The organism is Azospirillum sp. VT-I1 (genome assembly GCF_055698305.1).
This window is the reverse complement of record NZ_CP168800.1, coordinates 2,778,462-2,791,384: the sequence shown is the minus strand read 5'-3', so window position 1 is coordinate 2,791,384 and position 12,923 is coordinate 2,778,462. Positions and strand designations below refer to the sequence as shown.

Below are 12,923 nucleotides of genomic sequence, written 5' to 3'. Positions count from 1 at the left end.
GTTGCGGGCCGCCGCGCGTCCCCTCACCCTGCCCTCTCCCCGGGGGGAGAGGGGATTCCGAGTTTGCCGCGGCGCATCGGCGTTCTTCCGCCACATCGTCCAGCTCGCCCGATGATGCGCGTGGCAGATCGCCACGGCGAGCGCGTCGGCAGCGTCCGGCGTGCCGATCTCGCAGCCGGGCAGCAGCAGGCGCACCATCGTCTGGACCTGCGCCTTCTCGGCGCGGCCTTGGCCGACGACCGCCTTCTTGACCATGTTGTTGGCGTATTCCGCCACCGCCAGCCCGGCTTGGGCCGGCACCAGCAGGGCCACGGCGCGGGCCTGCCCCAGCTTCAGCGTCGAGACCGCGTTGCTGTTGACGAAGGTCTCCTCCACCGCCGCCTCGTCGGGGCGGTAGCGCTCCACCACCGCAGACAGAGCGTCGTGGAGCTGCACCAGACGCTCGGCCAGCGGGCAGGAATCGTCGGAATGCACCGCGCCGTCGGCAACGTGGCTCAGGCGGTTGCCCGCCACGTCGATGATGCCCCAGCCGGTGTGGCGAAGGCCGGGGTCGATCCCCAGCAACCGCACCGGCGAAGGCATCGTCGCATCAGTTCGTCCTGCCCGCGCAAACACGGCACCCGCACTCCGCCTGCAAGACCCGCGTCGATGTTACGCAGTCAGCTTCTGCATCAGCTCGTCGGAGATGTCGAAGTTGCCTTCGACCACCTGGACGTCGTCGTTGTCCTCCAGCACGTCCAGCAGCTTCAGCAGGCTGGCCGCGGCATCCTCGCTTGGTGCGACGGTGTTCAGCGGACGCCAGGTCAGGCGCGCGCTCTCCGCGCCGCCGAACTTGGCCTCCAGCGCGTCGCGCACGGCGCCGAAATTCTCGACCGTGCTGGTCACCTCATGGCCGTTCTCGTCGGATTCGACGTTGTCGGCACCGGCCTCCAGCGCCACCTCGAACATGGCGTCGGCATCCGCGGCCGAGGCCGGGTAATAGATCGCGCCGACGCGGTTGAACATGAAGCTGACCGAATTGGTCTCGCCCAGGCTGCCGCCGTACTTGGTGAAGCTGGAACGCACTTCCGAAGCGGTGCGGTTGCGGTTGTCGGTCAGCGCCTCGACGATCAGGGCGACGCCGCCGGGACCGTAGCCCTCGTACCGCACCTCCTCGTAGTTCGCGTCGTCGCCGCCGCCGGGCGTGCCCTGCTTGATGGCGCGGTCGATGCGGTCGCGCGGCATGTTCTGGGCGCGGGCGGCGAGGATGGCGGCGCGCAGGCGCGGGTTGGCCGCCGGGTCCGGCAGGCCGGCCTTGGCGGCCACGGTGATCTCGCGGGCGAGCTTGTTGAAGATCTTGGACCGCTTGGCGTCCTGCGCGCCCTTGCGGTGCATGATGTTCTTGAACTGGGAATGACCGGCCATGGGTCGAACGAGCCTCGAAACGGAAGATGGTCAATCGGGCGGGGTGAGCGCACGACACATGTAACAGGTCTGCCGCCCCACCGCACCTTTTCGGCGCGGGAGACGACACCCACGGGATTAGAAAGTCAATATGGCGAGATTGCGGCGGCCCCGCTCCCGCTCAAGCCTGCGCCGCAGGGCTCTACTGCAGCCCGTGCTGATTGTCCGGCCAGAAACCGGGATCGAGCAGTTCTTCCAGGCGATACGGGCATTCGCGCGGCAGGTCGCGGTCGAACAGCCCGTCGGCTTCCAGCCCGAACAGCGCATCCTGCCGCCCATCCGCCCAGGCGTTGGGCAGGAATTCATCCAGCTTGGCCCGCAAGCTGGGACTGTCGCGCAGCACGCGGCCCAGCGCCGTCCGCTGCTGGATCACCGACCGTCTCCACCCGTTGCGCGGCCGGTCGGCCGGCGACAGTTCCAGCTTCAGCAGATGTTCGACGATGCGGGCCAGCCGGGACGTGACCTCCAGGCGATCGCTGCGCCCCATGCTCTCGATTTCCTCGGCAAGGTTCTCCCAGTCCAGCGGCAGGTTGGTTCCCGACGCCGCGGCCTCGCGCAGCCGCGCCGCCTGCTCCATCGCCCAGGCGTAGAAGTCCTTGTCGTGCTTGGCCTGGAAACCCATGGGACCGCGCCCCCGATGCTGTTTAGGCTTTACTGCATCCGCTCCGGCAAAGTCTGGCTCAGCCGCCCGCCGATGCGCAACGGTTCGATGCGGACCGCCAGCCCGGTGCGGTCGTCGGTCTCGACGTAGCAGCCGCAGACGGTGCCCTCCCCTTCCGCTGGCGACAGCCGCTCGGTCGGCAGCTTGCGCACCATCTTGGCGAGCGCCACCTCCTTCTTCATGCCGATGGCGCTGTCGTAGTCGCCGCACATGCCGGCGTCGGACTGATAGGCGGTGCCCTTCGGCAGGACCATATGGTCGGCGGTCGGCACATGGCTGTGCGTGCCGACCACCAGCGAGGCGCGGCCGTCGCAGAAATGGCCCATGATCATCTTCTCGCTGGTCGCCTCGCCATGCATGTCGATCAGCACGGCATCGACGCCCCCCGGCCCCAGGCGATGCGCCTTCAGCACCCGGTCCACCGCGGCGAAGGGATCGTCCATCGGCTCCATGAACAGGCGCAGCAGCACGTTCACCACCAGCACCTTGCGCCCGCCGCGCGCCTGCAACAGGACGAATCCGCGGCCGGGCGTGCCCTCCGGGTAGTTCAGCGGACGGATGATGCGCGGCTGCTGCTCGATGGTGCCGACCAGTTCCTTCTGGTCCCAGGTGTGGTTGCCCAGCGTCACCACGTCGATTCCGGCGGCGAAGAACTCCTCGGCGATCTTGACGGTGACGCCGTAGCCGCCGGCGGAGTTCTCGCCGTTCACCACGGTCAGGTCGGGGTCCAGCCGCTCGCGCAGCATCGGCATGTGCGCCAGCACCGCATCTCGCCCGGCCCGGCCCACCACGTCGCCGAAGAACAGAATCCGCATCGCCCCAACCTTCCCGCTGATCTCACTTATGAATGCGGAGCGTTTCCCGCTCCGTCACGATCCAGTCCAGCCGCTCGTCATAACGGTCGACCGGCACCGCCGGCATCTCCTGCGCCGCGAAGGCCACGCCCACCGCCAGGACCGCACCGTTCGCCCGCAGGCCGTCCAGCGTCCGGTCGTAATAGCCGGCGCCGTAGCCCAGACGATGCCCGTGGCGGTCGAAGGCCAGCATCGGAACCAGCAGCAGCGACGGGCGCAGCACGGCACGCCCCTCCGCCGGCTCTTGGATGCCGTAGCGGCCGGCGGCCATTGGCGCCTCCGGATCCCAGCCGCGGAAGACCAGCGCGGTGCCGCGCGGACCCGAGACCGGCAGGGAAACCGGATGGCCGAGCCGTTTAAGATGGAGCAAAGCCGGCCGCGCGTCGAGTTCGGAGCCCAGCGGCCAATATCCGCCGACGGCCCCCCGCGGCAGGTGCCCGTCCGCCGCCAGCTCGGCGATGCGGCGGCACACGGCGGCGGAGGCTGCGGGGCGGTCGGCGACGGCGTCGCGCCGGGCGCGCGCCTCGCGTCGGGCGGCGTCCTTGGCTTGCGGATCGGTCATCGCGGACTGCGTGCGGAGGGGGAGGAAAGAGGGTGGAAGGGGCCGCCTCGGCCGGTGGCCATGTGCCTATCCTCCATGGCCTGCATGAGCAGGTGGGCGCCGTGTACCCGGCCCGATGGGCCGGACAGGGACAGCTCCCTAGAGATCAAGGTTATCGGCCCTGGGGATTATTGCAGCCTGTCGAACCAGGCAGCGGTCCTTCCGTGTACCAATCTAGGCGCGCTCGAGCCGCGCGGCAACCTCTTCGATGCGTTTTGCGACACGATCGAGTTCGCCGACCACTGCGGCCTCGTCCACGGCGGGGGCAATCCCCTTGCCGGACATCACGTCCTGCAGCTCGTCCGCCAGCACCAGGCAGGTCATCAGCATCATCTGCGCCTCCGACCCGCTGCGGCCGCCGCCGGTCAGCCGGCGCAGCCGGTCGTCGACGTAGGCCGCCAGTTCCCGCAGCCGCCCCTCCTGCCCGTCCTCGCACAGCATGCGATAGAAACGGCCGTTCACTTCGATGTCGACCTGGGCCATGGCGTCAGCTCTCCAGCACATGTTGCAGCCGGGCGATGGCGACCTCCAGCCGCTGGGACACCGCCTCGGCGGTGGCCTGGGCGGTCGCCCGCTCGGCCCGCGCGGTTTCCAGCGCCTGCGACAGGTCCTGCTCGCGCCGGCCGACCCGCTCCTCGCGGGCCGCCGCGGCATGTTCCAGCCGGTCGACGGAGCGGCCGAGACGGTCGAGAGCGGCTTTCAGGGAATCCATGGACGTCAACCTCGACCTGTGGGCACGTCATGTTCGCGGGGCAGCGGACCCGGACCGGCTGTTCGCCAAGCCGAGCCGCTGCCTTATCGGAGCGCATAGAGTTGGGCCGGCACGCCGACCGCGTCAACCGTCACGACGGCATCTTCCACCGAAAGCCCATACCGAATACCAGGGCGTGACGGAAGGCCGCATCGGACACGCGGATGCAGCGACGGTATCCCGCGGGAAACATCTCACACGGAAGAGGGGCCACTGCCATGCCATTTCCTACCCCATTCCCATGTTGACCTGCGGACGGCGGTTCTGCATGGTGCGCCCGTTTCGCGGCGCCTCATCCGGCGACCGCGCAACCACCGTTGCCGACGCCGCAACCGCGCCCGACCCGCAGGAAACGCCAGATGTCCGCTGCCTCCGCCCAGCCCTCCCTCCACACGATGGCCAGCGCGATCCGCGCGCTCTCCATGGACGCGGTCGAGGCCGCGAAGTCCGGCCACCCCGGCATGCCGATGGGCATGGCGGACGTCGCCACGGTGCTGTTCACCCAGTACCTGAAGTTCGATCCGAAGAACCCGTCCTGGCCCGACCGCGACCGCTTCGTGCTGTCGGCCGGCCACGGCTCGATGCTGATCTACTCGTTGGCCTACCTGACCGGCTATGAGCGGATGACCATCGACGAGATCAAGCGCTTCCGCCAGCTGCACAGCCTGACCCCCGGCCACCCGGAAGTCGATCCCAGCCTGGGCATCGAAATGACCACCGGTCCGCTGGGCCAGGGCGTCTCCACCGCCGTCGGCATGGCGCTGGCGGAGCGGATCACCAACGCCCGCTTCGGTGACGAGCTGATCGACCATTACACCTACGTCATCGCCTCGGACGGCGACCTGATGGAGGGCGTCAGCCACGAGGCCTGCTCGCTGGCCGGCCATCTCGGGCTGAACCGCCTGATCGTGCTGTGGGACGACAACCACATCTCCATCGACGGCTCGACCGACCTCAGCTTCACCGACGACACCCAGGCGCGCTTCCGCTCCTACGGCTGGAACACCATCGCCGTCGACGGCCACGACACCGACGCGGTGTCGAAGGCCATCGCGCAGGCGCGGACCTCCACCGACAAGCCGACGCTGATCGCCTGCCGCACCATCATCGGCAAGGGCGCCCCGAACAAGGCCAACACCCACGGCTGCCACGGCTCGCCGCTGGGCGCCGACGAGGTCGCCGCGACCCGCGAGGCCATCGGCTGGACCCATGAGCCCTTCATCGTTCCGGACGAGGTTCTGTCCGCCTGGCGCGCCGCCGGTACCCGCAGCGCCGACGCCCATGCCGCCTGGGCCGGCCGCCGCGCCGGCCTGACCGAGGCCGCCGGCAAGGCGTTCGACGAGGCCTTCGCCCGCGGCGTGCCCTCCGCCCTGACCGAGACCATCGTCGCCTTCAAGGAGAAGGTCAGCGCCGACAAGCCGAGCTGGGCGACCCGCGTCGCGTCCGGCAACACGCTGGAGGTTCTGGTCCCGGCGATCCCGGAGATGATCGGCGGCTCCGCCGACCTGACCCCGTCGAACAACACTAAGGTCAAGAACACCGCCGACGTGAAGGGCAAGGGCGAGTTCGCCGGCCGCTACGTCCGCTACGGCGTTCGCGAGCACGGCATGGCGACGCTGATGAACGGCATGGCGCTGCATGGCGGCGTCATCCCCTACGGCGGCACCTTCATGCAGTTCGCCGACTACTGCCGCCCGTCGATCCGTCTGGCCGCGCTGATGAAGCAGCGCTCGATCTTCGTGATGACCCACGATTCGATCGGTCTCGGCGAAGACGGCCCGACCCACCAGCCGGTGGAGCATCTGGCCGCCCTGCGCGCCATCCCGAACCTGCTGGTGCTGCGCCCGGCCGACGCGGTCGAGACCGCCGAATGCTGGCAGATCGCGCTGGAGGCCACCGGCAGCCCGTCGGTGCTGGCGCTGACCCGACAGAACGTCCCCACCCTGCGCACCGAGCACACGGCGGAGAACCTGTCCGCCCGCGGCGCCTACGTCCTGGCCGAGGCCGAGGGCGAGCGCAAGGCGACGATCCTCGCCACCGGTTCGGAAGTGTCGCTGGCGATGGAGGCCCGCAAGGCCCTGCAGGCCCAGGGTATCGGCACCGCCGTTGTGTCTATGCCGAGTTGGGAACTGTTCGAGCGTCAGGACGATGCGTACAAGGCATCGGTGCTCGGCACCGGCGTGCGCGTCGGCGTCGAGGCTGCGATCCGTCTGGGCTGGGACCGCTGGCTGGGCGACAAGGGCGCCTTCGTCGGCATGGCCGGCTTCGGCGAATCGGCACCGTATCAGGAACTGTACAAGCACTTCGGCATCACCGCCGAAGCGGTCGTGGACGCCGTAAAGGCGCGTCTCTGAGAGAAGCCGAAGGGGCGTCCAGCCGAATTCGGGCGCCCCATATCCAACTGGAGGAAGTCATGGCTGTACGGGTAGCGATCAACGGTTTTGGCCGCATCGGCCGTCTGGTTCTGCGCGCCATCTACGAGAGCGGCCGCAAGGACGTGGAGGTCGTGGCGATCAACGACCTGGCCGATCTGAAGGCCAACGCGCACCTGCTGAAGTACGACAGCGTCCACGGCCGCTTCCCCGGCACCATCGAGACGGGCGAGGGCGTCCTGATCGTCAACGGCCACTCCATCAAGGTCGTGCAGGAGCGTGACCCGGCCAAGCTGCCGTGGAAGGATCTCGGCGTCGAGATCGCCATGGAATGCTCGGGCATCTTCACCAAGCGCGCCGATGCCGCCAAGCACCTGGAAGCCGGTGCGCAGAAGGTCCTGATCTCGGCCCCGGCCACCGACGAGGACATCACCGTCGTCTACGGCGTCAACCACGACAAGCTGACCGCCGAGCACAAGATCGTCTCGAACGCGTCGTGCACCACCAACTGCCTGGCCCCGGTCGCGCATGTCCTCCACAATCTGGTGGGCATCGAGAAGGGCTTCATGACCACGATCCACTCCTACACGGGTGACCAGCGGATCGTCGACACCAACCACAAGGACCTGCACCGCGCCCGCGCGGCGGCCCTGAACATGATCCCGACCTCCACCGGTGCGGCCAAGGCGGTCGGCAAGGTGCTGCCGGAGCTGAAGGGCAAGCTGGACGGCACCGCCATGCGCGTTCCGACCCCGAACGTGTCGGTGGTCGACTTCAAGTTCACCGCCAAGCGCGCCACCTCGGTGGAAGAGATCACCAAGGCGATCTCGGATGCCGCCAACGGCCCGCTGAAGGGCGTGCTGGGCGCCTACACCGAAGATCTGGTCTCGACCGACTTCAACCACGACCCGCACAGCTCGATCTTCGCGCTGAACGAGACCAAGGTCATCGACGGCAACTTCGTCCGCATCATGACCTGGTACGACAACGAGTGGGGCTTCTCCAACCGCATGAGCGACACCGCCGTCGCCATGGCGAACGCCAAGTAAGCCTCGCTTCGGCAGGAAAAGGGCGCCTTCCGCAAGGAAGGCGCCTTTTTTGTTGTGCGGGGGTTGAGCAAAGCCCCTTTCCCCCTGTGGGAGAGGGGTTGGGGTGAGGGGTCGCAATTCTCAGTCCCTATCGCGGCCTGCGGCCGCCCCCTCATCCCAACCCTTCTCCCGCGATGGGGAGAAGGGCTTTGTCAGCAACCTCACGCCGCCCGAACCGTCGCCAGGAAGGTCCCGACCTGGGCGTTCAGCCCGGCGGCTTCGTCGGACAGCTTGCCCAGCGCCTCCACCAGTTCGCGGGCGGTGCGGCCGCTCTCGTCGGAGGCGGCGGTGACGCCGGAGATGCTCGACGACACCTCGCCCGTGCCGGCGGCGGCCTGCTGGACCGAGCGGGAGATCTCGGCGGTGGCGGCGTTCTGCTGCTCAACGGCGGCGGAGATCGCGGTGGCGATGGCGCTCAGCCGCTCGATCACGGTGGAGACCTTCTGGATCTCCGTCACCGCCTGACCGGTCACCGTCTGGATGCCGCTCATCTGGCCGCCGATCTCGTCGGTCGCCTTCGCCGTCTGGTTGGCCAGCGCCTTCACCTCGCTGGCGACCACCGCGAAGCCCTTGCCCGCCTCGCCGGCGCGCGCGGCCTCGATGGTGGCGTTGAGCGCCAGCAGGTTGGTCTGGCCGGCGATGGAGTTGATCAGCCCGACCACCGTGCCGATGCGGTCGACCGCTTCCGCAAGGCTGCCAATGCGGCCGGTCGCCTCCTGCGCCATGCCGACCGCCTCGTTGGCGACGCGGCTGGCCTCCGACACCTGCCGGCCGATCTCGACGATGGAGCTGGACAGCTGTTCCGACGCGGCGGCGACGGTCTGGACGTTGGCGGCGGTGCCGTCGCTGGCGCTGGCCACGATCCCGGCGAGCTGGCTGGTCTGCGCGGCCGCATGCGACATCGCCCGCACCTTCTGCCCCAGCTCGTCGGTGGTGGAGGAGACCGAGCGGATCATGCCGCCGACCGTCCCCTCGAAACGCGCGGCCAGCCGGTCCATCGACTGGCGCTTGTCCTCCTCGGCCCGGCGGGCGGACTCGGCCTGCTCGGCCTCCAGGCGGCGGCTCGCCTCGGCATTCACCTTGAACACCTCGACGGCGCGGCCCATGTCGCCCAGTTCGTCGCCGCTGCCGGTCTCCGGCACAATGGCCGACAGGTTGCCGTCGGCGAGGCTGCGCATGCTGTCGGACAGGCGGCGGATGCGCCGGCTGATCGAGTTGCCGACCAGCGCGATCAGCGCCACCACCGGCAGGGCCAGCCCGCCGACGATGGCCGCCATGGTCCACAGGCTGCGCATGAAGCGGGCGTCCAGATCGTCGATGTAGACGCCGGTGCCGATGACGACCTGCCACGGCTCGAACATCTTGACGTAGCTGAGCTTGGGCAGCGGCACGTCGCCGCCGGCCTTGGGATAGCTGTAGGCGACGAAGCCCCCGCCCTTGTTGCGGGCTGTGTCGACCATCTCACGCGAGAAGAAGACGCCGTTGGCGTCCTTCATGTCGCGCTGGTCCTTGCCGATCACGTCCGGGCGGACCGGGTGGATGACCGCCTGATAGGCGGTGCCGAGGACGAAGATATAGTCCTTGCCGTTGTAGAACATCGTGTTGATGTTCGCCTTGAACCGCTCGAACGCCTGCTCGCGGGTCAGGCGTCCGGCCTTCACCTCGGCGTCGTAGCCGGCGGCGAGCCCATGGGCGGTCTGCACGACGGAGCGCAGCGTCTCTTTGCGGTCCTCCAGCGTGCTGCGCTGGTTCAGCCACAATGCCGAGGCGGCGAGCGCGATGCAGATGGCGCCGGCCAGCCCGACCAACGCCCACAGCTTCGCCCGCAGGGTGAGTTTCAGTCCGCTCATCGGATTCCCCTTTATCCTTTGGGGGCATATGAGCAAGTGCAATGCCAGTCAGGCAAGAGGAACGTGCCGGCGCATCTCAACGCCTGCGCGCAAGACCGGCCCACGACCCGAATGCCAAATTGCCAATCCGCCCGAGCGGCGCACGCATTCAGCGTCGCATTCTGCGAATCCTCAGCCCGTCTTCACCTTCGCCACCCCGGCCGCCCGGCCCAGGCATTCGGCGATCCAGGCCGACAGGCTCTTGCCCTCGCGCGCGGCGCAGTCGGCGATGGCCTGGTGCAGGATCGGGTTGATTCGGATGGCGAGCCGGCCGGAGAAGGGCTGCCCCCATCTCCGCCCATGTCGCAGGACAGGTCGAGATAATCGTCCACCGCACGGCGGAAGGATTCGCGCAGTTCGTCCACAGACCGGCCGGAAAAGGTGATGCCGTCGTGGGTGTTGATGACCTCGCCGACGAAGACGCCCGCGTCGTTGTCGAAGTCGATCTGGGCTTTGTAACCCTTGTATTCCATCATCGCGGCATTCCCGGGGGACCAATTCCCATGAAACGGACCCCGGCGCGCTGGCACCCTGTCCCCAGAGATTGGGTCCGATGCGACAGACCATACTCCGGGACCGCGATCACAGGGTTTGACCTGCCTCAATTCTCTCAACCGCAGGAGCATGCCCGGCCCGGATCGCCGATTCGCCCGTTCCGGCCGACGCCCACCGCGGCTAGAGTGCGCGGCCATGACCGCCCCCTCCCCTCCGTCCCGTCCTGGTCAGCGGCCTGGACGACGCCCTGATCGCCGCAGGCGTTGCCGCGGCGGCCGGCGACTCAACCGGGACGCCCCTTGTCCTGATGGCCCCGCCGGCGGCGGGTGGCGCGTGGCTGTGCGGGCTGGTGGACCGCGTCCGCAAGGCCCATCCCGGCCTGGAGGTCGCCGGCCTGCTCGATTGCGGCGACCGCGCCGGCGAGGCGCAGGCGGCGCTGGCGGCCGGCCTGCCGCTGGTCCTGTTCACCGGCCGGCCCGACGCGGCCGGGCGGTTGGCCGCCATCGCCGCCGCCCGCGGCGCGGCGCTGCTGACCCGCTGCCCGCCGGTCCTCGATCTTGCGGCCCATGCCTCCGCCGAAGGTCTGGGCCGGCGCCGCGCCGCCGCGCTGGAGGCCCTATGCCGCGGGTGGCTGGCGCGCGACCAAGGTTAGGGCGGGACTACCGCTTTTTCGCACAGCCTCGCCGCGCGAAGGTGGTGTAACGTCGCGTAAGGATATTTTTGTGACACCGCGCCCTCCCTCCGATGCCGGAAGCCCCGCCCATGAGCATCACCTCCCTGACCCCACCGGAGTCGACGATCGCGCAACCTCACCGTCCGGGGCACGCCGCCGGACGGATGGCGGAACGGGGCGGGCTGGGCTCCGCCGGCCCCGGTGCCGGGCCGGAGAAGATGCGCGGCGTCCGTCTGGTGGCGGTCTGGGTGGGGCTGACCGCGGGGGCCTGGGCGGTGCTGGGCGGCGCCGGCTACGGGTTGTACATCGCGCTGCACACCCTTCTGCCCTAACCCCTTGGTGGGTGCGGCACCCGCCCGGCGGGCGCGGCCCGTCCGCATGCCCTAGGCCGTTCAGACGTGGCAAATGGCCGCTTTATGCCCCTCCCGCCGTTGCAAAACGGCCGAATACGGGCTAAGACGGCGCCATTCCAAGAATGCCCCAGGGAAGAGCCACAATGAAGCTCACGCGCCGCGTCAAAGACATTCTCGCCAACTACGAGAGCGACAACCCCGGCACCAAGGCGAACCTCGCCCGCATCCTGATGGAAGGCAAGCTCGGCGGCACCGGCAAGCTGGTGATCCTGCCGGTCGACCAGGGCTTCGAGCATGGGCCGGCCCGCAGCTTCGGCCCGAACGATGCCGGCTATGACCCGCACTATCACTACCAGCTGGCCATCGACGCGGGCTGCAACGCCTACGCCGCTCCCCTGGGCTCGCTGGAAGCCGGCGCCGGCACCTTCGCCGGTTCGATCCCGCTGATCCTGAAGATGAACAGCGCCAACTCGCTGTCCACCCAGAAGGAAAACGCCGACCAGGCCGTGACCGCCTCGGTCCAGGACGCGCTGCGCCTGGGCTGCTCGGCCATCGGCTTCACCATCTATCCCGGCTCCGACTCCATGTACAACCAGTACGAGGAGTTCCGCGAGCTGTCGAAGGAAGCCAAGTCCTACGGCCTCGCCACCGTGCTGTGGTCCTACCCGCGCGGCGGTGCCGTCTCCAAGGACGGCGAGCTGGCCATCGACGTGATCGGCTACGCCGCCCACATGGCCGCTCTGCTGGGCGCCCACATCATCAAGGTGAAGCTGCCGTCGGCCCATCTGGAGCAGGCGGAGGCCAAGAAGGTCTACGAGTCCAAGCAGATCGCCATCGGCACCCAGGCCGAGCGCGTGAAGCACATCATGCAGTGCACCTTCAACGGCCGCCGCATCGTTGTCTTCTCCGGCGGCGCCACCAAGGGCGAGGATGCGGTGTTCGAGGATGCCCGCGCCATCCGTGACGGCGGCGGCAACGGCTCGATCATCGGCCGCAACGCCTTCCAGCGCCCGCGCGAGGATGCCCTCAAGCTGCTCGACCGGATCATGAAGATCTACCAGGGCCGGGAGTAACACTTGGCCAAGGGAAAGCCGGCGCAGGCGGAACCTCCCGCCTGCCGTCTGTACCTCGTGACGCCGCCGGCCCTGGAGCCGGCGGCGTTCGCGCCGCTTCTGACGGAAGCGCTGGACGCCGGCGACGTCGCCTGCGTGCAGCTGCGCCTCAAGGACTGCCCGGAGGACGACATCCGTCGCGCCTGCGACCTGCTGCGCCCCATCGCGCAGGAGCGTGACGTCGCCTTCATCCTGAACGACCATCCGCGCCTCGCGCGGGAGACCGGCTGCGACGGCGTCCATGTCGGGCAGCAGGACACCCCCTATCGCGAGGCCCGCAAGATCCTGGGCAACGACGCCATCGTCGGCGTCACCTGCCACGACAGCCGCCATCTCGCCATGATCGCCGGCGAGGAGGGGGCCGATTACGTCGCTTTCGGCGCCTTCTTCCCCACCACCACCAAGACGGCCGAGTACAAGGCGGAGCCGGACCTGCTGAGCTGGTGGTCGGAGCTGATGGAGGTGCCCTGCGTCGCCATCGGCGGCATCACCGCGGAGAATTGCGCGCCGCTGGTCACTGCGGGCGCCGACTTCCTGGCCGTGGTCAACGCCGTCTGGGGCCATCCCCAGGGACCGGGTGCCGGGGTCCGGGCACTGAACGCCGCCATCGAGGCCGCCCTCGCCGGCTGAG

14 protein-coding genes, 1 other RNA gene and 1 pseudogene are annotated in these 12,923 nt (G+C 68.9%); 6 read left to right on the top strand and 10 right to left on the bottom strand.

What is annotated here, in order from left to right:
* Nucleotides 1-105 precede the first annotated feature (105 nt).
* The 8 genes and pseudogenes from ruvC to AB8P05_RS13425 form a co-directional block, all read right to left on the bottom strand.
* Nucleotides 106-570 (bottom strand): annotated as a pseudogene (gene ruvC, locus AB8P05_RS13460) (crossover junction endodeoxyribonuclease RuvC); the annotation flags it as partial.
* 81 nt (nucleotides 571-651) lie between these two features.
* Entirely contained in the window at nucleotides 652-1,404 is a 753-nt protein-coding gene (locus tag AB8P05_RS13455) for a YebC/PmpR family DNA-binding transcriptional regulator (RefSeq protein ID WP_455171247.1), read from the bottom strand.
* Nucleotides 1,405-1,585: 181 nt separating this feature from the next.
* The gene (locus AB8P05_RS13450) at nucleotides 1,586-2,065 is read right to left on the bottom strand and encodes a DUF29 domain-containing protein (protein ID WP_472758291.1); all 480 of its coding nucleotides are present in this window, start codon (nucleotides 2,063-2,065) and stop codon (nucleotides 1,586-1,588) included.
* A 29-nt stretch (nucleotides 2,066-2,094) separates the two neighbouring features.
* The gene (locus AB8P05_RS13445; RefSeq protein ID WP_455171246.1) at nucleotides 2,095-2,919 is read right to left on the bottom strand and encodes a TIGR00282 family metallophosphoesterase; all 825 of its coding nucleotides are present in this window, start codon (nucleotides 2,917-2,919) and stop codon (nucleotides 2,095-2,097) included.
* A gap of 22 nt (nucleotides 2,920-2,941) precedes the next feature.
* A complete protein-coding gene (locus AB8P05_RS13440; RefSeq protein ID WP_472758290.1) occupies nucleotides 2,942-3,520 on the bottom strand; it encodes a 5-formyltetrahydrofolate cyclo-ligase in 579 nt (192 codons plus the stop codon).
* Between the two features lie 35 nt (nucleotides 3,521-3,555).
* Nucleotides 3,556-3,719: non-coding RNA, 6S RNA (ssrS, locus tag AB8P05_RS13435), on the bottom strand.
* Between the two features lie 14 nt (nucleotides 3,720-3,733).
* On the bottom strand, nucleotides 3,734-4,042 hold the full coding sequence (locus AB8P05_RS13430) for a cell division protein ZapA (protein ID WP_391347757.1): 309 nt from the start codon (nucleotides 4,040-4,042) through the stop codon (nucleotides 3,734-3,736).
* A 4-nt stretch (nucleotides 4,043-4,046) separates the two neighbouring features.
* Nucleotides 4,047-4,271: a hypothetical protein gene (locus AB8P05_RS13425; protein WP_472758289.1), complete on the bottom strand. Its 225-nt coding sequence runs from the start codon at nucleotides 4,269-4,271 to the stop codon at nucleotides 4,047-4,049.
* 398 nt (nucleotides 4,272-4,669) lie between these two features.
* Between AB8P05_RS13425 and tkt the strand changes: the two genes are divergently transcribed.
* Nucleotides 4,670-6,664 (top strand): transketolase, encoded by a 1,995-nt coding sequence (gene tkt, locus AB8P05_RS13420; RefSeq protein ID WP_472758288.1) that lies wholly within the window; start codon nucleotides 4,670-4,672, stop codon nucleotides 6,662-6,664.
* A 59-nt stretch (nucleotides 6,665-6,723) separates the two neighbouring features.
* The gene (gene gap / locus AB8P05_RS13415) at nucleotides 6,724-7,731 is read left to right on the top strand and encodes a type I glyceraldehyde-3-phosphate dehydrogenase (RefSeq protein WP_472758287.1); all 1,008 of its coding nucleotides are present in this window, start codon (nucleotides 6,724-6,726) and stop codon (nucleotides 7,729-7,731) included.
* Nucleotides 7,732-7,931: 200 nt separating this feature from the next.
* Here the strand turns inward: gap and AB8P05_RS13410 are convergent, their stop codons facing one another.
* Together AB8P05_RS13410 and AB8P05_RS13405 are read right to left on the bottom strand one after the other, a co-directional pair.
* A complete protein-coding gene (locus AB8P05_RS13410) occupies nucleotides 7,932-9,620 on the bottom strand; it encodes a methyl-accepting chemotaxis protein (protein WP_472758286.1) in 1,689 nt (562 codons plus the stop codon).
* Between the two features lie 171 nt (nucleotides 9,621-9,791).
* On the bottom strand, nucleotides 9,792-10,226 hold the full coding sequence (locus AB8P05_RS13405) for a toxin-antitoxin system HicB family antitoxin (protein WP_472758285.1): 435 nt from the start codon (nucleotides 10,224-10,226) through the stop codon (nucleotides 9,792-9,794).
* A gap of 235 nt (nucleotides 10,227-10,461) precedes the next feature.
* Between AB8P05_RS13405 and AB8P05_RS13400 the strand changes: the two genes are divergently transcribed.
* The 4 genes from AB8P05_RS13400 to thiE all read left to right on the top strand — a co-directional run bounded on the left by AB8P05_RS13400 (nucleotide 10,462) and on the right by thiE (nucleotide 12,922).
* Entirely contained in the window at nucleotides 10,462-10,806 is a 345-nt protein-coding gene (locus AB8P05_RS13400; protein WP_472758284.1) for a hypothetical protein, read from the top strand.
* A 110-nt stretch (nucleotides 10,807-10,916) separates the two neighbouring features.
* A complete protein-coding gene (locus AB8P05_RS13395) occupies nucleotides 10,917-11,159 on the top strand; it encodes a hypothetical protein (protein WP_455171238.1) in 243 nt (80 codons plus the stop codon).
* A gap of 164 nt (nucleotides 11,160-11,323) precedes the next feature.
* Nucleotides 11,324-12,253, top strand: coding sequence for a class I fructose-bisphosphate aldolase (locus tag AB8P05_RS13390; protein ID WP_455171237.1), 930 nt, complete (start codon nucleotides 11,324-11,326; stop codon nucleotides 12,251-12,253).
* 3 nt (nucleotides 12,254-12,256) lie between these two features.
* The gene (thiE, locus tag AB8P05_RS13385) at nucleotides 12,257-12,922 is read left to right on the top strand and encodes a thiamine phosphate synthase (protein ID WP_455171236.1); all 666 of its coding nucleotides are present in this window, start codon (nucleotides 12,257-12,259) and stop codon (nucleotides 12,920-12,922) included.
* The last annotated feature ends 1 nt before the right edge of the window (nucleotide 12,923 follow it).